Source organism: Planctomonas sp. JC2975 (assembly GCF_012985205.1).
In the GTDB taxonomy this organism is placed as follows: Bacteria; Actinomycetota; Actinomycetes; order Actinomycetales; family Microbacteriaceae; genus Humibacter.
Genome location: NZ_JABEKS010000004.1, coordinates 245292 through 269775, shown reverse-complemented (window position 1 = coordinate 269775; position 24484 = coordinate 245292). Strand labels below are relative to the sequence as shown.

Annotated in this window: 38 protein-coding genes; 17 read left to right on the top strand and 21 right to left on the bottom strand. The window is 65.7% G+C overall.

Annotation, left to right across the window (positions count from 1 at the left end):
* Positions 1-23: 23 nt before the first annotated feature.
* Both HII28_RS19290 and HII28_RS19285 read right to left on the bottom strand, forming a co-directional pair.
* Positions 24-755 (bottom strand): response regulator transcription factor, encoded by a 732-nt coding sequence (locus HII28_RS19290; RefSeq protein WP_170027480.1) that lies wholly within the window; start codon positions 753-755, stop codon positions 24-26.
* A complete protein-coding gene (locus tag HII28_RS19285) occupies positions 752-1939 on the bottom strand; it encodes a histidine kinase (RefSeq protein WP_170027479.1) in 1188 nt (395 codons plus the stop codon). The genes HII28_RS19290 and HII28_RS19285 overlap by 4 nt, the downstream gene beginning before the upstream one ends.
* Positions 1940-2150: 211 nt before the next feature.
* Between HII28_RS19285 and HII28_RS19280 the strand changes: the two genes are divergently transcribed.
* A complete protein-coding gene (locus tag HII28_RS19280; RefSeq protein WP_170027478.1) occupies positions 2151-2852 on the top strand; it encodes a hypothetical protein in 702 nt (233 codons plus the stop codon).
* Positions 2853-3069: 217 nt separating this feature from the next.
* Here the strand turns inward: HII28_RS19280 and HII28_RS19275 are convergent, their stop codons facing one another.
* The 3 genes from HII28_RS19275 to HII28_RS19265 form a co-directional block, all read right to left on the bottom strand.
* A complete protein-coding gene (locus tag HII28_RS19275) occupies positions 3070-3318 on the bottom strand; it encodes a hypothetical protein (RefSeq protein WP_170027265.1) in 249 nt (82 codons plus the stop codon).
* 609 nt (positions 3319-3927) lie between these two features.
* On the bottom strand, positions 3928-4098 hold the full coding sequence (locus HII28_RS19270) for a hypothetical protein (protein WP_170027477.1): 171 nt from the start codon (positions 4096-4098) through the stop codon (positions 3928-3930).
* A 119-nt stretch (positions 4099-4217) separates the two neighbouring features.
* On the bottom strand, positions 4218-4673 hold the full coding sequence (locus HII28_RS19265; protein WP_170027476.1) for a MarR family transcriptional regulator: 456 nt from the start codon (positions 4671-4673) through the stop codon (positions 4218-4220).
* Between the two features lie 39 nt (positions 4674-4712).
* Here HII28_RS19265 and HII28_RS19260 point away from each other — a divergent pair, with 39 nt between their 5' ends.
* Both HII28_RS19260 and HII28_RS19255 read left to right on the top strand, forming a co-directional pair.
* Positions 4713-5507 carry an alpha/beta fold hydrolase gene (locus HII28_RS19260; RefSeq protein WP_170027475.1) on the top strand — a complete coding sequence of 265 codons (795 nt, stop codon included), beginning with the start codon at positions 4713-4715 and terminating at the stop codon, positions 5505-5507.
* A 322-nt stretch (positions 5508-5829) separates the two neighbouring features.
* Positions 5830-6171 (top strand): YciI family protein, encoded by a 342-nt coding sequence (locus HII28_RS19255; protein ID WP_170027474.1) that lies wholly within the window; start codon positions 5830-5832, stop codon positions 6169-6171.
* A gap of 38 nt (positions 6172-6209) precedes the next feature.
* Here the strand turns inward: HII28_RS19255 and HII28_RS19250 are convergent, their stop codons facing one another.
* From HII28_RS19250 to HII28_RS19240, 3 genes are all read right to left on the bottom strand, one after another.
* A complete protein-coding gene (locus tag HII28_RS19250; protein WP_170027473.1) occupies positions 6210-6890 on the bottom strand; it encodes a PH domain-containing protein in 681 nt (226 codons plus the stop codon).
* Positions 6891-6993: 103 nt separating this feature from the next.
* The gene (locus HII28_RS19245; protein WP_170027472.1) at positions 6994-7407 is read right to left on the bottom strand and encodes a VOC family protein; all 414 of its coding nucleotides are present in this window, start codon (positions 7405-7407) and stop codon (positions 6994-6996) included.
* A gap of 89 nt (positions 7408-7496) precedes the next feature.
* Positions 7497-8192 carry a YafY family protein gene (locus HII28_RS19240; RefSeq protein ID WP_170027471.1) on the bottom strand — a complete coding sequence of 232 codons (696 nt, stop codon included), beginning with the start codon at positions 8190-8192 and terminating at the stop codon, positions 7497-7499.
* Positions 8193-8360: 168 nt separating this feature from the next.
* Here HII28_RS19240 and HII28_RS19235 point away from each other — a divergent pair, with 168 nt between their 5' ends.
* A complete protein-coding gene (locus tag HII28_RS19235; protein WP_170027470.1) occupies positions 8361-9020 on the top strand; it encodes an NUDIX domain-containing protein in 660 nt (219 codons plus the stop codon).
* Between the two features lie 45 nt (positions 9021-9065).
* Here HII28_RS19235 and HII28_RS19230 read toward each other — a convergent pair whose 3' ends face one another.
* The 3 genes from HII28_RS19230 to HII28_RS19220 all read right to left on the bottom strand — a co-directional run bounded on the left by HII28_RS19230 (position 9066) and on the right by HII28_RS19220 (position 11655).
* Entirely contained in the window at positions 9066-10376 is a 1311-nt protein-coding gene (locus HII28_RS19230) for an MFS transporter (RefSeq protein WP_346769418.1), read from the bottom strand.
* A gap of 203 nt (positions 10377-10579) precedes the next feature.
* Positions 10580-11101 carry a VOC family protein gene (locus tag HII28_RS19225; protein WP_240978399.1) on the bottom strand — a complete coding sequence of 174 codons (522 nt, stop codon included), beginning with the start codon at positions 11099-11101 and terminating at the stop codon, positions 10580-10582.
* A complete protein-coding gene (locus HII28_RS19220) occupies positions 11098-11655 on the bottom strand; it encodes an alpha/beta hydrolase fold domain-containing protein (protein WP_240978398.1) in 558 nt (185 codons plus the stop codon). Before HII28_RS19220 ends, HII28_RS19225 begins: the two co-directional genes overlap by 4 nt.
* Positions 11656-11854: 199 nt before the next feature.
* Between HII28_RS19220 and HII28_RS19215 the strand changes: the two genes are divergently transcribed.
* Together HII28_RS19215 and HII28_RS19210 are read left to right on the top strand one after the other, a co-directional pair.
* The gene (locus HII28_RS19215; RefSeq protein WP_170027468.1) at positions 11855-12625 is read left to right on the top strand and encodes a hypothetical protein; all 771 of its coding nucleotides are present in this window, start codon (positions 11855-11857) and stop codon (positions 12623-12625) included.
* Between the two features lie 61 nt (positions 12626-12686).
* Positions 12687-13058 (top strand): nuclear transport factor 2 family protein, encoded by a 372-nt coding sequence (locus HII28_RS19210; protein WP_170027467.1) that lies wholly within the window; start codon positions 12687-12689, stop codon positions 13056-13058.
* A 68-nt stretch (positions 13059-13126) separates the two neighbouring features.
* Here the strand turns inward: HII28_RS19210 and HII28_RS19205 are convergent, their stop codons facing one another.
* Positions 13127-13477, bottom strand: coding sequence for a nitroreductase/quinone reductase family protein (locus HII28_RS19205; RefSeq protein ID WP_240978397.1), 351 nt, complete (start codon positions 13475-13477; stop codon positions 13127-13129).
* Between HII28_RS19205 and HII28_RS20770 the strand changes: the two genes are divergently transcribed.
* Positions 13464-14144 (top strand): MarR family transcriptional regulator, encoded by a 681-nt coding sequence (locus HII28_RS20770; RefSeq protein ID WP_346769417.1) that lies wholly within the window; start codon positions 13464-13466, stop codon positions 14142-14144. The genes HII28_RS19205 and HII28_RS20770 overlap by 14 nt on opposite strands.
* Positions 14141-14539 carry a PPOX class F420-dependent oxidoreductase gene (locus tag HII28_RS19195; protein ID WP_170027464.1) on the top strand — a complete coding sequence of 133 codons (399 nt, stop codon included), beginning with the start codon at positions 14141-14143 and terminating at the stop codon, positions 14537-14539. Before HII28_RS20770 ends, HII28_RS19195 begins: the two co-directional genes overlap by 4 nt.
* A gap of 69 nt (positions 14540-14608) precedes the next feature.
* Here HII28_RS19195 and HII28_RS19190 read toward each other — a convergent pair whose 3' ends face one another.
* From HII28_RS19190 to HII28_RS19170, 5 genes are all read right to left on the bottom strand, one after another.
* Positions 14609-14824: a helix-turn-helix transcriptional regulator gene (locus HII28_RS19190; protein ID WP_170027463.1), complete on the bottom strand. Its 216-nt coding sequence runs from the start codon at positions 14822-14824 to the stop codon at positions 14609-14611.
* A complete protein-coding gene (locus HII28_RS19185) occupies positions 14824-15240 on the bottom strand; it encodes a hypothetical protein (RefSeq protein WP_170027462.1) in 417 nt (138 codons plus the stop codon). Before HII28_RS19185 ends, HII28_RS19190 begins: the two co-directional genes overlap by 1 nt.
* Positions 15241-15390: 150 nt before the next feature.
* Complete coding sequence (locus tag HII28_RS19180; protein ID WP_170027461.1) at positions 15391-16158, bottom strand: hypothetical protein; 768 nt, start codon at positions 16156-16158, stop codon at positions 15391-15393.
* A gap of 141 nt (positions 16159-16299) precedes the next feature.
* A complete protein-coding gene (locus HII28_RS19175) occupies positions 16300-16479 on the bottom strand; it encodes a hypothetical protein (protein WP_170027460.1) in 180 nt (59 codons plus the stop codon).
* Positions 16476-16907 carry an arsenate reductase ArsC gene (locus HII28_RS19170; protein ID WP_170027459.1) on the bottom strand — a complete coding sequence of 144 codons (432 nt, stop codon included), beginning with the start codon at positions 16905-16907 and terminating at the stop codon, positions 16476-16478. Before HII28_RS19170 ends, HII28_RS19175 begins: the two co-directional genes overlap by 4 nt.
* 203 nt (positions 16908-17110) lie before the next feature.
* On the opposite strand from HII28_RS19170, the gene HII28_RS19165 reads away from it, so the two are divergent.
* Both HII28_RS19165 and HII28_RS19160 read left to right on the top strand, forming a co-directional pair.
* Positions 17111-17461 carry a metalloregulator ArsR/SmtB family transcription factor gene (locus HII28_RS19165; RefSeq protein WP_170027458.1) on the top strand — a complete coding sequence of 117 codons (351 nt, stop codon included), beginning with the start codon at positions 17111-17113 and terminating at the stop codon, positions 17459-17461.
* On the top strand, positions 17462-18184 hold the full coding sequence (locus HII28_RS19160; RefSeq protein ID WP_170027457.1) for an aquaporin: 723 nt from the start codon (positions 17462-17464) through the stop codon (positions 18182-18184).
* A 25-nt stretch (positions 18185-18209) separates the two neighbouring features.
* Here the strand turns inward: HII28_RS19160 and HII28_RS19155 are convergent, their stop codons facing one another.
* Positions 18210-18755, bottom strand: a complete 546-nt coding sequence (locus tag HII28_RS19155) for an ATP-binding protein (RefSeq protein ID WP_346769416.1) — start codon at positions 18753-18755, stop codon at positions 18210-18212.
* 115 nt (positions 18756-18870) lie between these two features.
* On the opposite strand from HII28_RS19155, the gene HII28_RS19150 reads away from it, so the two are divergent.
* The 3 genes from HII28_RS19150 (at position 18871) to HII28_RS19140 (ending at position 21662) form a co-directional block, all read left to right on the top strand.
* Complete coding sequence (locus tag HII28_RS19150) at positions 18871-19806, top strand: LLM class F420-dependent oxidoreductase (RefSeq protein WP_170027456.1); 936 nt, start codon at positions 18871-18873, stop codon at positions 19804-19806.
* Between the two features lie 81 nt (positions 19807-19887).
* Positions 19888-20469 carry a dihydrofolate reductase family protein gene (locus HII28_RS19145; protein WP_170027455.1) on the top strand — a complete coding sequence of 194 codons (582 nt, stop codon included), beginning with the start codon at positions 19888-19890 and terminating at the stop codon, positions 20467-20469.
* Between the two features lie 272 nt (positions 20470-20741).
* A complete protein-coding gene (locus HII28_RS19140) occupies positions 20742-21662 on the top strand; it encodes a LysM domain-containing protein (protein WP_170027454.1) in 921 nt (306 codons plus the stop codon).
* Positions 21663-21695: 33 nt separating this feature from the next.
* On the opposite strand, the gene HII28_RS19135 is transcribed toward HII28_RS19140, so the two are convergent.
* From HII28_RS19135 to HII28_RS19125, 3 genes are read right to left on the bottom strand one after another with little or no spacing between them, the layout of a single operon-like run.
* Positions 21696-22049, bottom strand: a complete 354-nt coding sequence (locus tag HII28_RS19135) for a hypothetical protein (RefSeq protein ID WP_170027528.1) — start codon at positions 22047-22049, stop codon at positions 21696-21698.
* Between the two features lie 54 nt (positions 22050-22103).
* Positions 22104-22343, bottom strand: coding sequence for a hypothetical protein (locus HII28_RS19130; RefSeq protein WP_170027453.1), 240 nt, complete (start codon positions 22341-22343; stop codon positions 22104-22106).
* Between the two features lie 12 nt (positions 22344-22355).
* Entirely contained in the window at positions 22356-22688 is a 333-nt protein-coding gene (locus HII28_RS19125; protein WP_170027452.1) for an ATP-dependent DNA ligase, read from the bottom strand.
* A gap of 145 nt (positions 22689-22833) precedes the next feature.
* On the opposite strand from HII28_RS19125, the gene HII28_RS19120 reads away from it, so the two are divergent.
* The 4 genes from HII28_RS19120 to HII28_RS19105 all read left to right on the top strand — a co-directional run bounded on the left by HII28_RS19120 (position 22834) and on the right by HII28_RS19105 (position 24442).
* The gene (locus HII28_RS19120) at positions 22834-23079 is read left to right on the top strand and encodes a hypothetical protein (protein ID WP_170027451.1); all 246 of its coding nucleotides are present in this window, start codon (positions 22834-22836) and stop codon (positions 23077-23079) included.
* Positions 23080-23105: 26 nt separating this feature from the next.
* Complete coding sequence (locus tag HII28_RS19115) at positions 23106-23663, top strand: MarR family transcriptional regulator (protein WP_170027450.1); 558 nt, start codon at positions 23106-23108, stop codon at positions 23661-23663.
* A 97-nt stretch (positions 23664-23760) separates the two neighbouring features.
* A complete protein-coding gene (locus tag HII28_RS19110; RefSeq protein ID WP_205865088.1) occupies positions 23761-24234 on the top strand; it encodes a GNAT family N-acetyltransferase in 474 nt (157 codons plus the stop codon).
* 19 nt (positions 24235-24253) lie between these two features.
* A complete protein-coding gene (locus tag HII28_RS19105; protein ID WP_170027448.1) occupies positions 24254-24442 on the top strand; it encodes a hypothetical protein in 189 nt (62 codons plus the stop codon).
* Positions 24443-24484: the final 42 nt, after the last annotated feature.

Genomic DNA, 24484 nt, shown 5'->3' with positions numbered 1-24484 from the left:
CCAGCGCGATGCGCGTGGATCCGTCACTTGCCTTGAAGGTCGCGTCCGGGCCGCAGGAGGCCTGATTCGTAGGCGTAGACGACGGCGTGCACGCGATCGCGGAGGCCGAGTTTGGCGAGGACGCTCGTGAGATGGGATTTCACGGTGGCCTCTCCGAGGAGGAGGGTGCGTGCGGTTTCAGCGTTGGACATGCCTTGTGCGACTGCGAGGAAGACGTCGCGTTCTCGTGGGGTGAGGTCCTGGAGCCGAGTCTCGGCCGATGGTGAGGGTGCTGCCGTGTAGGCGTCGATGAGGCGGCGGGTGATGGCCGGCGAGAGCAGGGCGTGGCCGGAGTGCACGGTGCGCACCGCGTCGCCGAGGGATTCGGCGGGGCTGTCTTTGAGGAGGAATCCCGCGGCTCCGGCGCGAAGCGCCCCGTAGACGTATTCATCTGTTTCGAACGTCGTCAGCGCGATGACCTGGGTGCGGCTGGCAGCGGTGATCCTTCTGGTGGCTTCGATGCCATCGAGCACGGGCATGCGCAGGTCCATCAGCACGACGTCGGGGTCATGCAGTCGCACCTGTTCGATGGCCTGGTCGCCGTCGGCGGCTTCTCCGACGACCTCGATGTCGGATTGCATCTGCAGTATGGAGCGCAGCCCGCCGCGAACGAGTCCCTGGTCATCCGCGATGACGACCCTGATCGGTGCGTCGACCGCGGCGGATGATTCGGTGTCGTGCGCTGCGCGTGCAGCGCGCGGTCCGGTCCCGGTCATCGCGATCCGTCTGCGGGAAGCGTCGCGAGGATGCGGAAGCCGCCGTCGGCGGTCCGTTCACCCTCGAACCGTCCGTTGAAGAGGCGAGCTCGTTCTCGCATGCCGATCAGACCGTGATGCCCGCTGCCGCGACCGGATTCCTCACCTGGGCCGTTCGTGACCTCCAGGTGAACTGCGTCATTCTCGTACCTCACCCTGGCTGTCACCGGCGCGCGAGCAGCGTGTGCGGCGGCGTTGGTCAGGCTTTCTTGGAGGATGCGGTACGCCGACACGTCGACGCCGAGCGGGAGCGGGCGTGGTGTCCCTTCCACAGTGAAGTCGATACGCATGCCGGTGCCGGCCAGTTGGGCGACGAGGCGATCCGCGCGTGCGAGTGAAGGCTGCGGTGCGAGATCATCGGTGTCGTCTGCGCTGAGCAAGCCAAGCATCCTGCGCATCTCGGCGAGCGCTTCGCGGCCGGTGCCCTCGACGGCACGCAGAGCAGACTCACTGGCGTCGGGATCGTTGCGCAGAGCGAGACGAGCCGAGCCGGCCTGGACCACCATGACGGTCACGCAGTGCGCAACGACATCGTGCAGCTCCCTGGCGATGCGGTCACGTTCCTCATTGATGGCGGTGGCCGTGCGCACGGCCTCGGCCGCTTCCACCTCCGCGAGGCTGTCGCGCAGTGCGCGACGCGTGGCAGCCCAGGAGCGCAGGACCAGACCGATGCCCCAGGCGGCGACCATGAAAGTGATATCCATCTCGAGATCGTTGAGGTTGAAGAAACCCGGGATCACCACCGAGTACACGGCCAGCAAGCCGAATGGCGGAGCGATGCTCCACCATTGCAGCGGGTCACGTGCGTGCCGCGCAGCGCTGTAGACGGTGATCAGGATCACCCCCAGGCTCCACAGCACCACGGGCGTGTCTAACACGATGCGGAACACGGACATCAGTGCTGTCGCTGCGATGAGCGCGCTGAAGGGCCACACTCTCCGCACCGCGACCGGCAGTGCCGCGACGACCACAGCCGCGACCTGGACCGGGATGACGGCGCTGGACTCGTAGACGTTATCGGGACGCGTCACCACCTCGACGACGGATCCGGTGGCCAGCACAGCGGCCAGCACACCATCAAGCACAAGGTCACGCCGCCGCGCGCGCGTGAGCGCAGGTTGCGCGACTGCCTCCAAGGCGGACACGGCATCAGTGTAGGACGGGCACTCGCACAGCCGGATCCCCCTACAGGAGGGCACACCCTCACCCAACGGTCGGAGACGACGCCGGCTGTAAGTCCACCACGATTCCACCTCGAGGCGGTCAACGAACCGACCCGAGGCGCTGGGCGACCCGCATCGCCTTTGACGAGCATCGACTCGTCGCGATCGACGCAGCCTGACGAAAGGAATTGTCATGAATACCAACACGGAACTCGAGAGGGTCTCCTCGACGCGCAGGGTGCTACTTGCACTGACCATGCTCGTCGCGCCACTCGCGCTGGTGATCGGCCATCTGATCACGGTCTCTGCAAGCGAGGATTCCGACGCCCTCATCCGAGACATCATCGCCGCCGGTCCGCGATACGTTCCATCCACGATCTTGATCGCCTTCGGTGTCCTTCTCCTGCCTGTTGCATTCGTCGGGCTCATGCGCTTTGCCCCGGGCCGCGGTGGCATCCTCGTCACGATCGGCGCCGCGCTGTCCACGATCGCCGCCCTCGGCGCCGGAGCGGGCAACGCAATGTTCGGCATGGTGCTCGGATCACTGCTTCCCGGACACCCTCAACTCGCGCGACAAGTCATCGAGGTCGCCGGTAACTCATCGGCGGCGACATGGGAATGGCAGGTCTTCTACCTCTTCCCCATCGGACTCGTCCTCATGGCCATCGGCCTCATCCTGGCCAGAAGACTCCCCGTCTGGATGCCCATCATCCTCGGGGTCGGCTCGATCCTGCTGCTCATCTCGGGAGCCGGCGGTCTCTACACCTTCGTCATGCTCCTTCCCCTCGCCGTCGGTCTGGCTGCTCCCGGTGTCACCCTCCTGACACGGTCACCTGCCGGGCGGCGTCGCGCAGCGGAAGCCGCCGCGCAGGTGCAACACGTCGATTCCGAATAGGGGCCCGCTGATTCGACATGCCTCGCACACATCTCGATGAACGCGCCGGCCGTCTTCGCAGAGACGGCCGGCGCGAAATCATGCGACGCAGCAAAGAGAGCTGGACGTCTTGCTTGTGTGGGTCGGCCCGCCATGTCCTCCCACAGGATTTGTCGGCCGACACTGGTTCGGGTAGTTCTCGGTGATGCCTCTGTCGGGTAGTGGTCTGGCGCGTCTTCTAGCGCGGTCCGGTCGCGACAAGTTGCCACCCTTCGGGCACCATCGCCCGAAGCGCCGTGTACGCGGCACCGTACTCATCACCTTCGACGTCTATCTCGCGAGTTTCGAGACTGCGGAGGTGACCGACGGCCACTACAACGCCATTCGTGCTCTGTTCGGTTTCCATGTGGCTGAAAACCCATCCATCGGGAACCTGAGCATTGATGAGCTCGGCCACTCGCGATAGCGAGTCGCCCTCAACGGTCACTTCACGAGTCTCGCGAGAGCGGATCGTGCCCGTAAGGCGCATGCAATCAGACTACCCCCTTATGGGGGACATTCACTGTTGGTCGATTCTTTCGGGTTCGTCCGAATCAGCGTCTTCGCACACCAGCCGATCCGGCTGGCAGCAAATCTCACCGGGGCATTCCGCTTCGCGGTCCGCTCGCTCACCGAGCCAAGCGCCAGCTCGTCCGCGCCGAACGCCAGTCGATCCGCTTGCGAGCGCTGCGACCGGTGGGGACGTCGTAGGTTTGCGAGCGTGACAAGCTCTTCGGGCGCACCGAACTTCGCTGAGCGCGCCCGGAACCTTCCCTCCGTTCGTAGGCTTCGCCGCAGTGCTGTTCTCGTCGCGGCGATCGGTGTTCCGGTGTCGCTTCTGTGGCCACTGTCTGCCGATCTCGCTGGCCTACCGGGGTGGGCGCTGGGGTTCGGTGGTCCAACAGCGATAGCGGAGGTCTTCTCCGCGGCCGGCTTTTGGGTCAGCTCGGAGAGAATCCAGAGCCGTGCGATCGCGACCTGGACCTCAACGATGACCGCCCCGACACCACACCCGGGCGTCCACCAACCACCCCGTTACGCGCGCGGGTGCCTTTGCTTACGGAGCCTTGGGATCCGGTTCGCTGGTGGACCAGTCCTTGTCTTCGGGATGGTCTGGATCCTTGACATGCGGGACACCGTTCCAGAACACCCGGAGATCTTTGCCGCCAGCGCCGAACGGGCCCGGCACAGCCAGATTGTCGAGGAATCCCTCGCTACGTTCTCCCACGGAGTCACGCTAGTGCGGTCCTGAAGCCGATGCCAGCACGGAGCAGGATCCCGCGGCAGCCCTTTTGACGTTTCCTTGATGGGCGCTCGTTGGGTGGCCGTTGCGCTGCGGCCACTGCGTCAGTCACGGTCGCTTGTGGATGGCTCCCTGGCCGGATCGGCTGGTTCCCCGCGGGTGAGTGCGGTGAGAGTGTCGAGGAGCGCTGAACGCTGTGCTTCATCGAGTGGTGAGAACAGCTCCCGCAGCGCAGTGGTTGCTTCGATACGCCCGTGCTCGAGCACGGCGCGGCCGTGCTGAGTGAGCGTGTATTCAAGTCGGCGCCCACGTCCGGCTGATCGGTCGATGAGGCCGCGCTCGATGAGTCGGCTTGCGAGGGTGCCGAAGGACTGATCGCTTTGAAATGTTGCGCTTGCGAGGTCGTGTCCGGATGCTCCCGGCATGCGCTCGACTGCGCGCAGGGCATCCCACTGAACGAGGCTGACCCCGATACCGCGTAGTGCCGTATCCATGGTGCGGTGGTTGCGGTACTGCGCTCGCTTGATCACGAGGCCGAGGGTTTCAAGGTCCGTTGTCACGGTGCTACCGTATCAACATTCTTAAATAAAGATGTTGATATGGAGTTTTCTGTGACGGCATTGTTTCCAGACAGCGTTCCCATCTTCGAGGCCGGAGACCCTCGGACCGGCTCCGCCCTGGTCTTACATGGCGGAGGTGGGCCGCAGACTGTAGCACCCATCGTTCGGCATCTCGCCGCAACGATGCATGCCGTCGCTCCCACCCACCCGGGCTGGGACGGAACCGCGAGACCGCACTCGATCAGCTCAGTCGCGCAACTCGCCTCCAGCTACCTCGCGCATCTGCTCGAACAAGGCGCGCATGACGTCGTACTGATCGGGTCCTCCATCGGCGGATGGATCGCGCTGGAGATGGCGCTCCAGGCCAGCTCCGAGGATCGGTATGCCGGGCTCATCGTCGCCGTGATCAATATCGATGGCGTTGGAGCGGTCGTGGAAGGCGAGACCATCGCTGATTTCTTCGCGCTCGACGCACGTGCACTTGCCGAAGTGGCCTGGCACAACCCCGAACGGGGCTATCGCGATCCGGCCACGCTTACCGATCAGCAACGCGTCACTCAACAAGCCAATGCGCAGACCATGGCCGCCATAGCAGGCGCACAGATGAGCGATCCCGACCTGCTCGCACGCCTCGGCCTCATCGACGTCCCCACCCTCTTTGTCTGGGGTGAAAGCGATCGCGTGGTCACCCCGGACTACGGACGGGCAGTCGCCAGCGCAATCCCAACGGCAGAATTCGCCCAGATCGCTGAAGCCGGACACCTCCCACACATGGAGGCTCCAGAAGCAACCTGGAGAGTCATCGACACCTTCCTCGACAACCATTCGCGGTAGTCACCGACCAGAGCGGCTACCCCCGATATCAGCGCCACCACGACGCTCGCGACGGCCAAACAGTCGCAAACCGATCGGTTCATGGGCGGTCCCCACAACCAGGCCATAAACATCCCGGTGTACACATCCGACGGGACTACTCGAATCGGAAACTTCTGCGTCGGAAACGGCTGCTAGCAACAGCGCCGCGGACCCGAGAGGCGCAAAAGGATCGGTTGTCGGACGGATGAGCCGGTGTTGACGTGCACGGCTGGGACTGTGAATCCTTGGACTGTCTGCGTTTCACCTTCCCGCGGCCACGACATCTCGATGGGGGACGGGCATGCCTCACTACATCATCTACTTCAACCAGCAGTGGGTCGGCGATCACAGCTATGAGTGGTTCGCGAGCCGGGGCTCGCTCGCGAACGCCGTCGTCGAGGAGGCGAAGGACGCCGGCGTCTATGTGTGCGCCGGCGGCGTTGACGAGAACGTCGACAATGCCTTCGGCGCCGACGCGACCGGCGGCGCACTCGAGATCGATCGAGGACTCATCGCGGCGACCGAGCAGCACATCGGCGGGCTGACGATCATCGATGTCGCCGACGATGACGCCGCGAAGATGTGGGCGGGAAAGATCGCCGTCGCGTGCGGCTGGCCCCAGCAGGTGAGGCGTCTGATCTGATGCGCCGGACGTGCGAGTAGGCACGAACGCGATCAGGTTCAGGCGACCAGTGCCACCACCGACGCGATCGCCAGCAGCACGAGGATCGCGATCCACCCCGTCCGCCAGCGGATGGTGACGTCGTCGGCCGCCGCCGAACCCTGCCAGGTTGCCCGTCGCCATCCGCTGCGGATGGCGTCGACGGTGGTGGCCGGCGCTTCCGCCAGCAGTTCGGCGTCGATGATCCTCGGAAGCGCCCGGCTCTCCTCATCGGCATCCAGCTCGTCGGCCAACTTTTCGTTCTCGGCCTGCTGTTCGCGGCCGTCGAGTTGGTCGGCTCCGAGGGATCTCACGCCCAGGCCGCGGGCATTCGTCTGGAAGTTGGGCACGTTCGCCGTACGTCCGCCGATACCGGCCGCCGCCCGGAAGCGTCCGGTCCGAGTCTCGACCACGAGCGTGTACCCGGCCCGAACGTCGGTGACCGAGTTCCACGGGATGCGGATATCGCGCACGGTGTTGACCAGCACCACCCCGTCGGGCCGCACGATGATCTCCGGCCGCACGAACAGCATCCACGCCGCGAGGGCCAGGAACAGCCCGATGGGGAGTGCCCGAAGGAAGGCGACCCATTCCTCCTGCACGAGAAGCGACCCGACGCTGAACACGGCCAGGGCCCACACCACCACCGCCACCCAGATGCCGGAGCGTGCCCGCAGCCTCACCTCTGCGACGTCGGTCATCCCATCACCACATGCCACACCACAATGCTGACGACGGCCATACCACGATCATCCCCCCGCCAGCCCCCTGGCATGCAGCGCCCGATCGCATTCCGAAACGTCCTCAACCCTGCGATGGATGCGACACGATCGGTTCGGGAGAGGCTACGACGGGTCGCGTGAAGAGATTGACTGTGTTGCCGTCGGGGTCGCGGAAGACTGCGGAGCGGTTGCCCCACGGCATGGTCGTCGGCGGGAGGGCGACGTCGTCGGGATTCGGGCGCAGTCGGGCGAATTCGTCGTCGACATCATCCACGAGGAACTCGATGATGATGCCGGAGGGGTGGCCGGGAGCGGGTGCGGCGGCTCCCAGCATGCCGACGGTCGTGACGTCGCCGATGGCGAGGGTGGCCCGATCGGTACGGATCTCGGCGAACACCGGCGCTGGTCTGGTCGCGGTGCGCTGGGTGACATGTTCGTAGAAGGCGGTGAGCCTCTCCACGTCATGGGTGATGATGCGGATGGATGCGAGTTCCATGAGTGCCTTTCGTGAAGCGGATACGGCTTCAAGGCTGGACGTCGCCGGCGACACCGTCGTGTCGGTGTTTGCGGATATTGCCGTCGGGGTCATTCCGGGCCGAGCGGGCGCAGGCGTCCGTACTGGATCCCCAGGTCTTCCACGCGGATCGCACGTGCCGGAGGTCGTTCGCCGGTGGCTTCGGCTGCCATGACACGGTCACCGCGGAAGGCGCGCACGCCGCCGCGCAGACGGCACCAGGCGACGAGATACCAATCCTGTCCCTTCCCGACGTAGCCCAGGGCCTCGATGTCACGAGTCGTCTCGGTTCCGCCCGCATCGCGATAGCGGATGCGCAGCACAGTTCTGCTCCGCAACGCGTCCGCAAGTAGTCGAGGTGCGCCGGCGCGGTCGTCGTCTTCCAACAGCTGGACGCGGTCCGTCAGGGCCACGACGCGACGCACGTCCTCATCGCTCATGACGGCGCGGATCTTCTGCGACGCGCTGCGGGCGGCACCCTGGAACGGGCTCGATGCCAGCTGCCCGAGCCCCACCATGATCGCGAACGCTTCATCGACGGACAGGCCGAGCGGCGGCAGGCTGTGGTGGGCATCGATCGTGTAGCCGCCGGTGCGCCCGGCATCCGCCCAGATCGGCACGCCCGAGGCCTGGAGCGAACCGATGTCGCGCTCGATCGTCCGAACGCTCACCTCGAACCGGTTCGCCAGCCAGCTCGCGCTGCGCCGACCCGGCGCCGCGGCACGGAGCTCCTCAACGAGCGCGTAAAGCCGATCCGTGCGGGTCACCGCAAAACTCTAAACGGCGTGACCGCCCGACCCGCTGGTCGCTTAGCAGCGGGGTTCTTGCACGGGTCGGGGTCGGGAGTCGGGGTCGGGAGCCTCAGTGGAGACTCGTGTCCACGTCTTCGATTGCTCCGTTGAATCGAGTTTTGCCGCGTGCGCTACCGTCGAAACGTGCGCAACTCACCTGGCGCCGATCTGCCTGACAGTCGCGGCCGCACCGGCCTGGACCAGGTCGGCCGCAACCTCGACCGGAACTCGGACGTCCTGATTCGCGATGTCGAGATCACATCGGACGGCTGGCACGTACTGCGGCGCACGACCTTCGACATCCGCGGGCGCAACGGCCTGTGGTCGACTCAACAGCGCGAAACATACGATCGAGGCAATGGTGCGACGATCCTGCTCTACGATCCGACACGTGGCACGGTCCTACTGACGAGGCAGTTCCGCTTCCCCGTCTATGTGAACGACCACCCGGACGGCATGCTGATCGAGACCGCCGCAGGCCTGCTCGACGAGGACGACCCGGAGACGGCGATTCGCCGGGAAACTCGTGAAGAACTCGGTGTTCAGGTGCGCGATCTGACCCACGTGTTCGACGCATACATGAGCCCCGGCTCCGTCACTGAACGCGTGCACTTCTACGCCGCTGCATATACCCCAGCCGATCGAGTCACCGCTGGGGGAGGGGTCGCGGACGAGGGCGAGGACATCGAGATCATTGAGCTGTCGTTCCGCGAAGCGCTTCAGATGATCAGCGACGGGACGATCGTCGACGGCAAGACGATCATGTTGCTGCAGTGGGCAGCACTCCAAGGAGTCATGGCCTGAGCGCCTTCCGCGACGGCGCCCTCGACTCCCGTGCGACCCGTCGGCTCACGCATTCAAGTCGGGTTCGGTTCGCGGTTCGGCTGGGTCGGATGCGGCTCGTGAGGCGGTGGCGTACCACCAAGCGCAGAGTGCGCCTGCGGCGAGCAACGCCGCGAAGATCGCGATGGTCGGGATGACGCCGACGAGCGCGCCGAGCACGCCGAGGGTGACGCCGCCGCCGGTGCGCAAGCCGTTCGAGAACATTCCGTAGACGCCGAGCGTGCGCCCGCGCTCTCCGGGGGCTGCCTCCAGCTGCACGACGCTCTGCGTGATCGATAGCGAGGCGATCTCTCCACAACCGGCAAGGACGAGGGCCGCCAGAGCAACCGCATAGCTGCCACTGATCGCGAAGACCAGGGTGGCGGCGCCGAAGACGACGGTCGAGAGCACGGCGGCGCGCACGGTCGGTCGCAACACGCCGGTCGCCTCGAGCAGGATCCCGCCGGCCACGCCGCCGAACCCCATCGCGAACAGCAGCATCCCGTATGCCAGACCGCCTTCACCGCCTGCGCCCAGACGCTCTGCGAAGACGGGCATGGACACCTGCAGGGCGTTCCCGATCGTGATCGCGGTGAGGCCCGAGAGGATGATCATGGCCATGATCGTGTGGTTCCTGCGGAGGCTGCGCAACACCCTGATCGTGTCGCGGAAGCCGACTCTGCGCCGCTCGTCGACGGTCCCCGAGTCCCGCGTGTGCCCGGTGAACGGAGTTCGCCACATCAGGATCGTCATGGGCAGGTAGATCAGCACGTTCACGAAGATTCCGGCCGTCGGCCCGAGCCAGAGCAGCAGAGCGGACCCCACGACGGGGCCGAGGAGGATACCCAGGCTCTGGAACGTTGCGTTCAGTCGCACGGCGCTCGGCAGCTCGGCCCGCCCGGCGTAGTCGTGCAGCATCAACTGTTCGGCCGGTGACCACAGCGACCCGGCGGTTCCGTGCAGCACCAGAAGAATGCACGCCTCCCACACCGTCAGGCTGTGCGTGAGGAACAGCACGCCCCACATAGCCGAAACGAACATGAACAGGAGCTGCGCCGCCTGGATCAGCTTGCGACAGTCGTACTTCTCGGCGAGAGTGCCCGTCCACACAGACAGCAGAAGGAACGGCAACCAGTGACTGATCACCTGGAACCCGACGAGCAACGGTGAGTGGAATGTCTGCCACAACACCCAATACGTGATCACATGCTCGGTGTTGTCGGCCATCATCGATAGCCCGGAGGTGAAGAGATACGGCCGCGAATCCTTGTTGCGCAGCGCGGCGAAGCGACGAGGGTTGGCGGGGCCCTGATGCACCCCTGCCTCCGAATCCTGCACGCTGCCCTCCTCGCCTCTACGAGCCTCATCGCGTCGCGAACCATATGTTGAATCATTGAACATATCGCACGGGCGGGCGATCTGGACATAGATGAGGCGTCATGATCGTGCCCGAACCCCGGGCTATGGACGACCCACCGCGAACGCTGCAGGCAGCCATCTGTTGCGGACACCCGCCCGCGATCCCTGACGCGACGAGGTGGCTACCGGTCGGGGAGGACATCCGATGGCCACTGAACCGGTGCCCAGTCTCCGTTGGTGTCGGTGGTCTGCCCCACCTCGATCAGGTGACCGTCGGGATCGCGGATGTAGCAGCGGATCTCGTATTCGTGTTGTTTCGGTGGGGTCAGGAATTCTGCGCCGCGGGCGCTCCATGCGGCGTACACGGCCGCGATGTCCTTGACGCGGATATTGAGGAAGCTGCTGACCAGGTCGGGGTCGCTCGGTGCCGCCAGGGTGACGGCCGGCTTGTCATCGGTGGGGCCCCCGCCGACGTTGATGATGATCCAGCTATTCGCCAGCGCCACGTAAGTGAGTCCCCCTGGACCGGAGTATGCCACTCGGCCACCGAGCACCTCGGTGTAGAAGCGTCGAGAGCGCTCGACATCGTTCGAGACGATGAAGTGGGCGAGCACGATCTCCTCGGGAGGCGGTGGGAGCTCGGACATGTGTACCTCCGGTGATTGCTGGTTGTCGTAGTTGCTGGGATGAGTGTCGACGGTCATGCGCCGCCGGTGATGTGCCGCCGGAGGAAGGCCCCCGCGTGTTCGGTGGCCTCGGCGGCTTCAGGTGGAGGGTCAACGGGTAGACGTGCGAGCCCTCCGCCTGCCGAGTCGCCGGCGACCGCCATCGACGCGGGATCGAGCCCGCGCTCCGTGCGAAGCCACCGCCACGCCGCGATCACATCGTCGATCGCCGCCTGGTACGGATGCTCGGGCGCAAGCCGGTACTCGAGGAAGAGCACCGTCATGCCGGCGGCTCGACCTATTCGCGACGCGAGCTCGCCGTCGCTTCGCACAGACCCGAACTGAAAGCCGCCACCATGCAGGAACAGGAGTACTCGGTCGGGGTCGGCACCGGGAGGAATCAGCCAATGAGCTGAAGCGCTCCCGACCGTGACGTCCGTGACCGTGACATCTGCGGGGATCGGATGCAGGACGTCCGCAGGAACGAATCCTGCGCGCTCCTCCTCAACGGAGGCCGGTGCGGGCCCACCGGCCCGCACCGCGCGCCGCGCGAACAGGGTGTCGAGTACCTTCTGCATTTCCTCGCTGGGCATCGCCGTCACCCCCGGTCGCCCTCCGCCTCGTGACTTCAGGTTCGAGGCTCGGTCTACCACCCGGTGCCGTGAACCGCGACACGTAAGTGCGACCCCTGTGGTCATGCACGGCCCGTGTCACATCGACGGACGCAACCCGATCGGCCAGCGGCCGGTCAGGGGCGGGCCGCCGTGTTGCGACGCGGGTCAGAATGCTGTCGTGGCGCAGACACTGGATGAGACGGGCCGGCACGGGCCGATCGAGCTGGTTCGCACGTTGACTCGGTGGGCCGGCTCAACACCATGGGTGTCATGGTTGGAGTTGTCCGGTTCTCTTGGCCGTGGCGGCGGCGATGAGGGTTCCGACGTGGATGCGGGTATCGGCGTGAGCGAGCCGAACCGTCTCGACGATGTCGAGGCAGCGATCGGTGAGTTCGGTCAGAAGGTCGCCGGGTACCGTGAACCCTTCGGATCCGAGTCCACTCACCTGGTCACGGTCTACCGTGACGGGCGCCAACTCTCTCTCGTCGTCATGCCGTCGACCGCACGCGCAGGGCTTCCGCCCGAGGCTGTCGCCCTCGTGGACAAGAACCGTCGATTGCAGGCGCCGATCGATCGCGCACGCTGGGATCCGGACGATGCCCAGAAGCGACGGTGGACCTTCGCTGCCTGTCTGGCTGCCGCCGATGCGATGAAGCACTCGGCGAGAGGCAACCGGTGGCGGGCGTTACGCAGCCTCGACGAGGGGAGGGATCTGTACTTCCGGCTCCTGGCAGCAGACCAAGGCGTGGTCTTCCCGCAGTTCGGCGCGGTGAGCCTCGAAAACGCACAGCGACCGATCCCGTCCACGCTGGCAATGACCGTACCCGTCGATCTCGAGCCCAGCTCGATCGCATCCGCGGTGCGAGCACTCGTCGAGCACCTCGACGGCTTCATCGACGCCCACCACCTTCGCGGACTCGCATCCGCCCTCGACTTTCCCCTCCACTGACCGATCCGTTCGCGGGCATACGCGACGTGTTTCGACGGGTGGCCAGTGGAATAGTGGGCAGATGCAGGAACGCAGCACGCAGTTCTTCGTGGACCTCGAGTCGAAGGTCTGGGATGCGCTGGTCAACGGGGACGCGACTGCGGATCGCAACCTGCTTTCCGACGACTTCCTCGGGGTCGACCCGACTGGATTCGCAACGCGAGCCGATCACGTCGCCCAAATCGCCGAAGGGCCGAGCATCGCGTCCTACGCCATTGCGGATGCCAAGCTGATCGCCGTCTCCGCCGACACGGTGATGCTCTCCTACCGCGCCGACTATCGGCGGCCGAACAACCGCGCGGGGGAGCGCATGTTCATCAGTTCGCTCTGGGTGCAGCGCGATGGCCGCTGGTGGAACACGTTCAGTCAGGACTCCCCGGCGCAGACCGCGTAGGGGATCCCTGTCGAGCAGCCCCCTCGGGGCGCTGATGGGCGTCGTCGTCGTGCGGAGCAGGGGTTGCCTCAGCTGAGGCGTCGTGTGAGACGGATGACAGGAAGTTCGCGGTCGGTCTTCTTGGTGTAGTCGGCGAAGCGCGGGGCCTCGTGGATGATCTGCTCCCATCCTGCTTCGCGTTCAGCACCGTGGAGCTCCTCGGCCGAGACGGGGATCTCCTCGCCGGCGATCACGACGCGCGCCTCGTCGGGTGCGGCGGCGAGGTTCCTGTACCACGAGGGGTGCTTCGTTGCGCCCGCGGCGGAGGCGCAGATCAACCACGTTCCGTCTGGTTCGGACCAGTACGCGACGGGAGTCTCATAGATGTTCCCGCTCTTTCGTCCGGCGGTGATGAGGACGAGGGCGGTGAAGCCCATCATCGTCGTCTTCCCACGTCGGATTCCTTTGGCTTGGCGGGCCATGAACCATTTCATGATGCGGTTCGGCTTCATGGTGATCCCGTGCGTCCCGTTCGGCGTCGTGAAACTCATGGTTGCTCCGGTCTTCGTTCGCATGGACTCAGAATCTGATTACCTGAATACTAAATTATTGACAATTCATATACAATCTGGAGGCATGTCAGATCTGTCGGACGCGCGCGATCTGGCGCGCATGGTGGTCCAGCTGTCTGAGCGTGCACGGGCGGACTTCGCCGCGGCGATCGCGGAGCTCGATGTTCCCGTTCTCCTGGCCCGCACGGTCCTTCTGGTCGACGGACGGACCCCGATGCGTGAGATCGCGAGCGAACTGGGCTGCGACCCGTCCTATGTGACCAGCATCGCCGACCAGCTGGAGACCCGCGGCCTGGTTGTCCGTACCGCTGGAAGAGACCGTCGAGTGAAGGTCCTCGAGCTCACGGATGCCGGCGCCGAGCTGAAGTCCGCAGTCTCAGAGGCCGTCGAGCATCACGGCCCTTTCGCCTACCAGCTCGACGTCACGCAAAAGCAGACCCTGCGCGAGCTGCTGACCATTCTGCTCGCCGGCAACGACGACGTGACGATGACGAGCTGCGCCATCGATCACACGGCCGAAGGAGTGACCCGATGATCTTCACCGACAGCGAACTGCGCTACCTCGCCACGCAGCGCCTTGGCCGGATCGCGACGCAGCAGCCGAACGGAACCCTGCAGGTCAGCCCAGTCGGATTCCAGTACAACCCCGCCACGCAGACCATCGACGTGTACGGATTCCGCATGGACGCCAGCCGCAAGTACCGCAACGTCGCCGACAACGGGCGCGTCGCGTTCGTGGTCGACGACCTCGCCTCCACCCAGCCGTGGCGGCCGCGCTGCGTCGAGATCCGCGGTCACGCCGAAGCGACCGTCGGCGCGAACGCGTCACCGATGATCCGCATCACCCCGGAACGCATCATCAGCTTCGGTCTGGACGAGAGCAACGACAACGCTCACGAGTTCCACATCGACTCACGCAACGTCGACTGACAGCGAAGCGTGAGCTGGGACGATCGGCTCTCCCGTGCGTGGTCGGTTCTGCCGTCCTGGTCCAAGGGCCTAGAGACGTTGTTCGTTTCGGACGCCCGTCGGGAAGAAGAGCTGTTCGATGGGCTTGCCGAAGAGGCCGGCGATGCGGAAGGCCAACGGAAGGGAGGGGTCGTACTTGCCGGTTTCGAGGGCGACGACCGTTTGTCGCGACACTTCAAGGTGTTCGGCAAGGCCGGCCTGGGTCCACTCGCGTTGTTCGCGTTCCGTGCGGATCCTGTTGTCCATCAGGCGACGGGTGCCTTGACGAGGAGGTTCGTGAACTCCCACGCGACGATCCCGAGGAGAGCGACCGGCCATCCGGCGTTCGGCACGTCGTATCCGGCGGAACTGAGGGTTCCGAGCGTGAGAGCGGAGAACACCGAGACCGTGAAGCCGACCGCGAGTCCGGGGAAGAAGAGCTTGACCTGATATTCGTCCATCTGACGCACCCTGAGCACGGTCACGACCACGATCCACAGCATGAACGCCACCGGCAGCAGCGCCCACACGATGCGCCACGGGTTGTCTCCGTGTCCCCACTGATAGAGCGCCAGGCTCGCGAGCAGATAGCATCCCGTGCCGATCCAAACCCGCACGCGGAAGGTCCGGCGGCGTCGGCGTTCGGTTGGCGTTTCCCTCTTCGTGTCAAGGTCGCTTGTCATACTCCGAGAGTACGGAGCGAGCCCGATCATGTCAAGGAACCTTGACATGATCGGTTCGATTCGGTGGCGTCCGTTGAAGGGCTCGGTGGTCGCTGCAGTGCTGGTTCGAGAACGCATATCGCCGCCGCGACACACCCACGTGTCGGTGGATCAGCGGCGCGGCCCGCGCCGTCCGTGGCGCGCGTCGGTCAGGGAGATCACTCCGTTGCGGGAGGCCCCTCGATTGAAGACGACCCATCGTTCGCCGTTCGGTGTCTCCAGCACCCACTGCTTCTCGGCTCGCGGATCCCGACTCCACGCTCGTGCCAGATCGTCGACCGTCAGGCCGGTGGCGGAGGCCCAAGTCTGGATGAGGTCACTCGGCACAGCCTCCATGATCTGCGTCGCGCCGTCCGCGATCCGCGGGACGCCACGATCGTGTGGCCGCGGCTGCCCGGCGAATCCTGGTTCTCGTGCGGGTCGGGTGGTCCCGTCGCCGGCGCCGGCGCGGGGGCGATCTAGTTCTCCGCCGGTCGAAACTTCCGGAGTGTCCGGCGCCGGCGCAGGCGCAGACGGGGCGGCATCGGTCTGACCGCTCAGGTCCTCCTCGTCTGGAGAGGCGAGTGCTTCCGCCAGCTGCTCACGGAGTTCCGAGATCTCGTCGAGGACCTTGTCCGTGTCTCGGGCCGTGAGCAGATAGATCATCACCGCGAAGAAGAGCGCCCACAGAGTCGCGACGAGGCCCGCCACCGTGACCAGGCTTTCGTCCCCGCCAACCACGGAAACGATCACGGCCACCACGACACCGGCGGCGAAAGTGACCAACGTGACGCGACCGGGGAACTTCGCCAGATGATCGACCAGCCATCGATAGAAGCGAGACCGACGCGTCGCGGAGTCATCCGACAAGACGACATCCTCACCCAGGTGAGCGCTCATGCGCATGACGGTACAACCCGTACAACTCCCATGCCCGATACGCCGCACTGGCCGCCCTCCACGGCGACGAGCTGAACCGCATTCGGTTGCGGGAGCGAGCCATCCCTTGGAGCTTGTGCTCGCGATCCTTGGCGCAGCCGATCAGAGGGAGTATTCGCGGGAGAGGAACGGATTCGCGCCGCCGACGTCCACCATCGCGTGTGAAATCCGGCCGTCAGCGCCGTTTCCTCGTTCGACGACCTCGGCGCCCAGCGTCCGAGGGCTGAAGTCGCGGGCATCCTTGCCGCCTGAGACCGTGAGGCGCGGGGTGATCACGGTCATGCGTCGATGGCACTTGACTCCGATGAGCTTGCGAAGAGCTCCTCGAGCAGAGCTGCAACCCGGCTCTTGATGTCATCGCGGATAAGACGGACCTGGTCGATGGGTTTGCCAGCGGGGTCGGTGAGCTCCCAGTCTTCGTAGCGCTTTCCGGGGAAGATCGGGCAGGCGTCGCCGCAGCCCATGGTGATGACGGCGTCGGATTCGCGCACCTGATCTGCGGTCAGAAGCTGCGGGACAGCTGCGGTGATATCGACGCCGTCTTCGGCCATGGCTTGGACGGCGACGGGATTGATGGCATCGCCCGGTTCGGAGCCCCCGGAGAGGACTCGGATGCGTCCACGCGAGAGGGTTCTGGCGTAGCCGGCGGCCATCTGGGAGCGGCCGGCGTTGTGCACGCAGACGAACAGGATCGTGGGTGTGTCGGTCATGAAGTCCTCTCGTCGAGTGTGGACCGGCCGCCCCGGATCTGTACCACGGCGGCCGGGTGAGGGTCAGCAGCAGCCGGGCGCGCAGCATCCCTCGTCGGGGTCGCAACAACCGTTCATCGTCGTCTCCTTTCATCGATGGGTGTCGATGGACACAGTCTGCGATTAAACATCGACGAATGTCAATGTTGTGCGAGACTGGGATCATGTCCGTCACCGAACTGCTGCCGATCCGCGATCTGCAGGCGTGCTGCGCGCCGATCACGCGGGAGCCGATCAACGTGGTCAACGCCCAGTCCCTGGCGAAGTCGTTGAAGGCGCTGGCGGATCCGGCCCGGATCCGCTTGATGTCGATGGTGGCGGCGCAGGCGGATGCTGAGGCGTGCGTCTGCGACCTGACCGACCCCCTCGGCCTGAGCCAGCCCACGGTTTCGCACCATCTGAAGGTGCTGGTCGACGCCGGCTACCTCTCCGTCAGCAAGCGCGGAACCTGGCACTACTATCGGCTCGTTCCTGGCGCGCTGGACTCGGTCGCCACGCTCCTGACGACGGTCTGAATGACCAGGCGACACCGGCTTTGGCGCGCATGCGTTGCTGAGTTTCTGGGGACCGGAATGCTCACGCTCGCCGTGGTCGGGTCCGGGATTGCCGCGACCTCGCTGTCCGCGGATGCCGGAGTGCAACTGGCGATCAACGCCGCCGCCACCGGGTTGGCGCTGTATGTGATCATCACGGTGTTCGCCCCGGTATCGGGCGCTCACCTGAACACGGTCGTGTCCCTCGTCGATGCCGTGTTCGGCGGACGACCGTGGAGACATCTGGCCGGCTACTTGCCGGCACAGTTCGTCGGCGGGATTCTCGGAGTCGTCCTGGCGAACACGATCTTCGGCCGGAGTCCGGTCTCCATCAGTACAGCCGATCGGTACTCCAGTGCGCATCTTGCTGCCGAAATCGTCGCCACCGCCGGACTCGTCCTCGTGATCTTCACCCTGTCCCGCGGCGCCGCCCACAAGAACGTCTCCGTCGCGGTCGCCGCCTACATCGCCGCGGCGTACTTCTTCACGTCTTCGACCAGTTTCGCCAACCCTGCCGTCACCATCGGACGCATCTTCACCGACAGCTTCGCGGGAATCTCACCGATCTCCGCGCTCGCTTTCCTGCCTGCTCAGGTCGTCGGCGCACTCATCGGCATTGCCGCAACCGTGCTGTTGTCTCCCTCGCGCCAGGTCGCCTCCACCTCACGTGCCGATCAGACACTCGAGGATGAGCGCGCGGTCTGAGTTCGACCTAGGCACCGGCATCCGCTCAGGCCACAGTCGCGGGCCAGCGAGCGGCGATCCATTCGTGCCAATCGGCGAATCCCGCTGGCGGACTGTCGATCGGAGCGGACGCGTCCACTTCGTCAGCGGAAGGGACGTCGAAGACGGCGGCGTACTCGGCCAGTTCGTCATCCGAGATCGGCCAGGTCACGTGCGGGGTATCCGCCAACCGTTTGTCGAGACGCCGGCGTTGCTCTGCAGGGGGAACGGCGAAGTAGAGGACTTGGACGCGCGCGCCGGCATCCGCTCCGGCCTGCCGCAGAGCGGATCGTTCGTCTCGCGCCCACAACCCGAAGTCGATGACGACGTTGATGCCGAGCTCGAGGGCTCGGAGGGCGATCTGGATCAGGCGGCCCTCGATGACATCGGATGCCGCCTCCGGATTGTCACGACCGTAGAGCGCCTTCATCCACTCGTCCTTCGTCAGCCGAAGCGCATCGTGCTCCGCCTCGATGCGACGGGCAGCAGTGGTCTTGCCGGTTCCTGGAAGGCCGACGGTCAGAAACAGCGTCGGCGGGTCGGTCGGTGACACGGCCACGAAGCTAGCAGGCGAGGTCACAGACGACGTGGAGCAGGCGTCGGACTCGCGATGGATTCGCTTCGCTCCACCCTGCACAGCGCGGGGAATCTGCCCTAGCGTGACTTCTGTGACGATTTCCCTCGGATACCAGATCCCCAACTTCACCTACCCGGGCGGCGTCGAGACGCTTTTCGACACAGTGCTCGCTCAGGCGCGCGACGCGGAGGCCAGCGGATTCGACACGGTCCTCGTGATGGACCACTTCTACCAACTCCCCGGCATCGGTACTCCTGACCAGCCGATGATGGAGGCCTACTCCACGTTGGCGGCGCTCGCGGCATCCACCAGCACGATCCAGTTGTCGGCGCTCGTGACGGGCAACACGTACCGGAACCCGACGATGCTGGCCAAGACCGTCAGCACGCTGGACGTCATCAGCCATGGGCGCGCCATTCTGGGCATCGGTGCCGGCTGGTTCGAGCTCGAGCATCAGCAGCTCGGCTTCGACTTCGACACCTTCACCGAGCGTTTCGAGAAGCTCGACGAGGCGCTGCAGATCATCCATCCGATGCTGCGCGACGAGCGTCCGGAGTTCACCGGCAAGTGGTACCGCGCGCACGGGGCCATGAACGTGCCGCGCTTCAGGGACAGCATCCCGATCATGCTCGGCGGCCAGGGCGAGCGGAAGACGTTCCGGCTCGCGGCGCGCTACGCCGACCACATGAACATCATCTGCGCCATCGAGGATCTGCCGCACAAGGTGCAGGTGCTCAAGCAGCGGGCGGAGGAGATCGACCGGGATCCTGCGACGCTGCGCACGAGCTACCTCACCAGCGTTGCCTTGGTGGAGACGCAGGCCGAGGCGGATGCCATCCTGGCGAGAGTTCCTGAGGAGCGACGCAGCCGCGCCTTCGTCGGAACCGCGGATGTTCTGGCCGAGCGCATCCAGGAGGCGATCCTCGGCGCAGGCGTGGACGGCGTCGTCGTCAACGCCCCGTTCAACGGCCATGTACCTGGCGTCGTGACCGCTCTGGGCGAGACGCTCGCGCCGCTCGTACACTGACGCGTCGCATCCTCGCGCGTAGGGTGGCGCTGACGGCCCGGTCGGGCTCGTCACCGGGACAGCATGCACTTGGGGGTGCCCATGCCCGCTCGATTCGTGTACTGGATGAACACGTCGCTCGATCTCTTCATCGAGCGGACGCCTGGTGAACAGGGCGGTGGCGACTGGTTACGCATCGACGAGCCGCTGCACCGCGAGTTCAACAGACGTGCGGCGGCGATGACGACGATGGTCGAGGGCCGCGTCATCTACGAGACGATGGAGTCCTACTGGCCGGCCGCGCGCACCGACGAGTCGGCGTCCCCGGTGATGCGCGAATACGGTGAGATCTGGACCTCGGCACCGAAGTTGCTGGTGTCGCGCACGCGCACCGATGCGCAATACAACACCCGGATCATCGGCGGCGACGACGCGATCCGACAACTCGCGGCCATTCGCGCCGAGTCCGATGGAGACATCGGCGTCGGCGGCGCGACGCTCGCGACGCAACTGCTCGACGCGGGCATCCTGGATGAACTGCTGCTGTTCCAGCATCCGGTCATCATCGGTGCCGGACGACCGCTGTTCGACGGCGGTCCTCGCACGATCCAGCTCGATCTGCTGGAACAGCAGGGATTCGGCAACGGCGTGGTGATGCACAGGTACGCCGTGCGGCACGACTGAGGGCCGATCTCGACTCCGGCACCCGGACATCCGATCATGCTTCGGCGACTCGAGCCATGGCGCCGATGTCACAGGTCGGGCCGCTGTCTCGTCGCTATTGCATGGACAGGCAACGGATAGTCGTAGTGGGCGGCGGCCCTTCGAGCAGACGGCGGAAATCGCTTCCCTCCCAAAGGGTAGACCACTAGGGTCTGATCAGCCTGGAACGGTGTCGGAACCGGATTCATCCCGGCTCGAAGTGCCGGTGCGGCGCCGGCGGCTCAGGAGGAATCGTGGTCGGCGGACGGTCTCGTGGCAATGGTCCCAGTGCGAAGCGCTCGGCCCGCTGGCGACGCGTCGCCACGGTCGGCGTCGCCGTGAGCATCCTTGCCGCGCTCGCCGGGTGCGTGCCTGCGAGCAACGCGTCGGCGCATGGGACGCCGACGCACAAGCCGCACGCCACCAAGACCGCGCGACCCACGGCATCCGCTCCGAACCCTGCGCTGTCGCATCCCGCGACCGTTGAGCCGGCGAGCACGCCGGAGCCCGCGCCGACCCTGCTGCCCGTTCCGGCCGGCACGGTCGTGGCAGAGGGCGACGTCGCCTCGCCGAAGGGGAGCATCCACTACCACTATCGGGTCGTCGCGAACGGCGACAACACCTACACGGCGCAGTACTCGGGCTTCACGTCGACCGTACCGATCCCGGTGTCGGTCACACTGATCGACATCGCGCCGAACGTCGGTGACGGCCTGACCTGGCATGGGGTCGGCGACCACGTGCTCGGTGGTCCCGTCACGACGGCGACGTCGTCGACCGGATCCCTGGGGTCGGAGGACCAGCCGTCCTATCTGACCTCCATCGTGACCTATTCCTCCGCTGCATCCGCGGACGGTGTGCCCGTGGAACTCGGACCGAACAAGGTGCTCGCGGTGAACACCGTGAAGTGGTCCGTTCCGGTACGGCAGTCGAACGTGCATCCTGCTGACGGGGGATCCCGCACCTTCGCCACCGGCAAGGTGACGGCCACGACTTCCGGCGGCGCGCCGAAGAGCTATGTCGTGGCGCCTGGCGACATCACGGATGTCGTCGCTGCCCGCTTCGGCATCTCGGTCGCCGACCTCATCTGGCTCAACGCGAACCTGCAGGTGTTCGGCGACCAGCAGTACCTCTACGAGGGCACCACGCTGAACCTGGACCCGGACGGGATCTGACGCGGCGTCGCCGCGCCTGCGTCGACGGGCGTGCTACGCGACCGCTTCCCTGCGGGCCGGCCGATCGGTCCGCTGCCCTGGCGCACGACCCGCACGGGCCGGGGTGCCGTCCTCGTTCACGACGAGGAGCCCCCGCGGGCTTTCGGCGGCGAGTTCCATGGCGCGCAGCCACTGGGGATTCAGCGATGGCACCCGCGACCCGCGGTACTTGAAGTACACGGGAACCTCGCGAGCCATCCACATCGATGCTCGCCCCCCGCCAACGGAGCTGTCGTCGATCCAGGTGAGCAGGAAGGACTCGTGGCGCCGGAACTTGTTGATGATCACGATCTCGAGGTGTGTCAGCAGGCGATCATCGAATTCGACGTCCTGCGGTCCGTACAGCATGATTCCCACGGCATCCTCGCTTCCGTAAGTTCCTCGATTCCTGGGCAACGGGATTCAGGCCGCAGCGGGCCGGCCGAGGAGACCGACGCGCCGAGCGTCTCGCTGTTCGTGCCGCCTGGCGGCGAAGAGGTCGCGCCAGCCGCCCCGCCACAACGGTCGTCTGCTCGGTACGAGTGCGAGCCCGCACGCTGCGTTGGACACCGCGCTGCCCGCCGGCTTCGGGATCGCGCCAGGCCCGTCGATCGGGTCGGATGCCTCGAGCATCGCCGTCATGGTCATTGCGGTCTCGCTCATCGTCGTCTCCGTTCAGGCTGCGTGGGTCAGGGGGTGCACTGTGGCGGGGCGCTCGCCCAGGGCATCCGGCTCCGGCACGATCGTGAGTCCGCTCGTACCGGACGCGCACGCCATCAACGACTCGAGCCAGGCCCGGTTGATATCGCTCACGGGCTCGTCGTACTCGAACGACAGTGGGATTCCATCGCTGAGCCAGACGGCGCTGCGCGCTCCCTCTTCACTGGTCCAGGCGAAGTGGAACGACTCGTGCCGTCGCATCTTGCCGACTATCACCCGCTCCAGATGCGCGAGCGTCCGATCGTCGAAGTCGGCGTGGAGCATGTTGTTGTAGTTGAACACTGCCATCGGGTGCTCCTCCTTCAGGGGCGGGCGGAGTTGCTCGCCGCTTCAATGCCAAGACATGTGTATCACGAAACCCAAGTGATTTACTAGATGTATCACTTCCTGATTTAGACAACTATGGTGAGAGTATGATGCTGAAGGAGATTCGATGATGACTGTCTTCCAGTGCGCGCCCGCCGCGATGCCCGACCGCCCGACCAGGGCCCTCGGTGCTGATGGTGCGACGTGGATAGAAGCCGACACGGGGCTCTGGGTCGGCACTCGGGAGGGGGACTTCGTCGGAACCATCGAGCACACGAGCGATCGCTACCTCGCGCGGAACTCGCGAGGGGAACTGATCGGTTCGGGTGCCACGGTGGCCGAGTCGCAGGACATCCTCGCGCTCGTTGACTGAACTGACCGCCGACCGGGGGAGATGTCGTGCCGCAGACCGTTGTCCGACATGAACGCGAACACCTGTATGCCGCCCAGCCGAAGACCGAGAGCGGTCGAGCGCTGAGCGACGCACTCCTCGCCCTGCGGCGCGCCGAGAACGCGCAGGCAGACCGTGCTCTCCACTCGACGCGGCTGGGCACACTCGACTTCACGGCGCTCCGCTATCTTGTCCAGGCGCAACGAGACGACCGACGGATGAGTCCCAAGGACGTCATCGTGATGCTCAACACGTCGAGCGCCACGGTGACGAACGTGATCGAGCGGCTCGTCGGGCGCGGATACCTGGTTCGCGTGAGTCATCCGACGGACCGTCGCGCTCACTTCCTCGTCCCGACGGACGCGGCAATCGAACTCGTCGACAGCGCGTACCACGACCATCATGCGACGATCGTGAGCGCGATCGACACGCTCACGCCCGCCGACACCGAGGTGGCGGCCAAGGTCATCGAACTGATCGTCGGGGCACTCGATGGAATCCCCGTCCCGCCGCAGGGCGAGGGCCTTCGTGCGGACAACCCGTCTGAGGCACCGCACGACGCCTGACGCGTCGCCATCGGCAACCCGGGGCAAGCCGGAGCTCTCCGATCATCCGGCTGTACGTGCATCGCACGACGACGGTGACGTCTTCTACTCTGTCCCCGTGCCCGACCTCGAAATCGTCCCGGCGACGGATGCCGACGCCCCTGAGCTCCTCGTTCTCACGCGCGCATGCTGGGTGCAGGAGGCGCTCGCCAACGAGACCCTCGACATCCCGGCGCTGCACGAAAGTCTCGACCAGGTTCGGTCCGACATCGAGCGATGGGACACGTATGTCGTCCGGGCGGGTACCCGCCTGGTGGCGTCGGTACGGGGACGGCTCACCGAAGGCGAGGACGGCCGACCGGTGTGGGACATCGGCAGACTGATGGTCGCGCCCGATCTGCAGGGATCCGGTCTCGGACGTCGTCTGCTCGACCACATCCAGAGCGTCGCGCCGGCCGAGGCGGTCGGGTTCGAGCTGTTCACCGGTGAGCGCAGTACGCGCAATCACCGGATGTACCTGGCTGCGGGTTTCGTGCTGCGTCCCGAGGTGCCGGCGCCGCCGTCCGCAGTGATGCTGACGAAGGCCAGGTAGCGCCGCGGCTGACGGACGGATGTCGTGCCGCACGGATCGCAAGCGTGCACGTGTCGTCAGTCGGCGTGCACGAGTCCTTGCCGCGTACTCCGATCTGCTGGACGGCGCCATCAAGCGAAGCGCCGGATCGCAGCCGAGCGTCGAGTCGGCGAGTGCTGCGCTTCTCGCGATCTTCCTCGACGGCGCCGGGAGAGACGCCGGTGCCTGAGGGCGCGGATTCGGCGCCCGGATCCGCGCCGCTTATGATTCG

Coding starts and splice junctions, on each gene's coding strand:
- HII28_RS19290 (WP_170027480.1), bottom strand. CDS start 755: ATGACCGGGACCGGACCGCGCGCTGCACGCGCAGCGCACGACACCGAA.
- HII28_RS19280 (WP_170027478.1), top strand. CDS start 2,151: ATGAATACCAACACGGAACTCGAGAGGGTCTCCTCGACGCGCAGGGTG.
- HII28_RS19260 (WP_170027475.1), top strand. CDS start 4,713: ATGGAGTTTTCTGTGACGGCATTGTTTCCAGACAGCGTTCCCATCTTC.
- HII28_RS19255 (WP_170027474.1), top strand. CDS start 5,830: ATGCCTCACTACATCATCTACTTCAACCAGCAGTGGGTCGGCGATCAC.
- HII28_RS19250 (WP_170027473.1), bottom strand. CDS start 6,890: ATGACCGACGTCGCAGAGGTGAGGCTGCGGGCACGCTCCGGCATCTGG.
- HII28_RS19245 (WP_170027472.1), bottom strand. CDS start 7,407: ATGGAACTCGCATCCATCCGCATCATCACCCATGACGTGGAGAGGCTC.
- HII28_RS19225 (WP_240978399.1), bottom strand. CDS start 11,101: ATGACCGTCGACACTCATCCCAGCAACTACGACAACCAGCAATCACCG.
- HII28_RS19220 (WP_240978398.1), bottom strand. CDS start 11,655: ATGCCCAGCGAGGAAATGCAGAAGGTACTCGACACCCTGTTCGCGCGG.
- HII28_RS19210 (WP_170027467.1), top strand. CDS start 12,687: ATGCAGGAACGCAGCACGCAGTTCTTCGTGGACCTCGAGTCGAAGGTC.
- HII28_RS19205 (WP_240978397.1), bottom strand. CDS start 13,477: ATGATGGGCTTCACCGCCCTCGTCCTCATCACCGCCGGACGAAAGAGC.
- HII28_RS19195 (WP_170027464.1), top strand. CDS start 14,141: ATGATCTTCACCGACAGCGAACTGCGCTACCTCGCCACGCAGCGCCTT.
- HII28_RS19190 (WP_170027463.1), bottom strand. CDS start 14,824: ATGGACAACAGGATCCGCACGGAACGCGAACAACGCGAGTGGACCCAG.
- HII28_RS19185 (WP_170027462.1), bottom strand. CDS start 15,240: ATGACAAGCGACCTTGACACGAAGAGGGAAACGCCAACCGAACGCCGA.
- HII28_RS19180 (WP_170027461.1), bottom strand. CDS start 16,158: ATGAGCGCTCACCTGGGTGAGGATGTCGTCTTGTCGGATGACTCCGCG.
- HII28_RS19175 (WP_170027460.1), bottom strand. CDS start 16,479: ATGACCGTGATCACCCCGCGCCTCACGGTCTCAGGCGGCAAGGATGCC.
- HII28_RS19170 (WP_170027459.1), bottom strand. CDS start 16,907: ATGACCGACACACCCACGATCCTGTTCGTCTGCGTGCACAACGCCGGC.
- HII28_RS19165 (WP_170027458.1), top strand. CDS start 17,111: ATGTCCGTCACCGAACTGCTGCCGATCCGCGATCTGCAGGCGTGCTGC.
- HII28_RS19160 (WP_170027457.1), top strand. CDS start 17,462: ATGACCAGGCGACACCGGCTTTGGCGCGCATGCGTTGCTGAGTTTCTG.
- HII28_RS19145 (WP_170027455.1), top strand. CDS start 19,888: ATGCCCGCTCGATTCGTGTACTGGATGAACACGTCGCTCGATCTCTTC.
- HII28_RS19135 (WP_170027528.1), bottom strand. CDS start 22,049: ATGCTGTACGGACCGCAGGACGTCGAATTCGATGATCGCCTGCTGACA.
- HII28_RS19130 (WP_170027453.1), bottom strand. CDS start 22,343: ATGAGCGAGACCGCAATGACCATGACGGCGATGCTCGAGGCATCCGAC.
- HII28_RS19125 (WP_170027452.1), bottom strand. CDS start 22,688: ATGGCAGTGTTCAACTACAACAACATGCTCCACGCCGACTTCGACGAT.
- HII28_RS19120 (WP_170027451.1), top strand. CDS start 22,834: ATGATGACTGTCTTCCAGTGCGCGCCCGCCGCGATGCCCGACCGCCCG.
- HII28_RS19105 (WP_170027448.1), top strand. CDS start 24,254: ATGTCGTGCCGCACGGATCGCAAGCGTGCACGTGTCGTCAGTCGGCGT.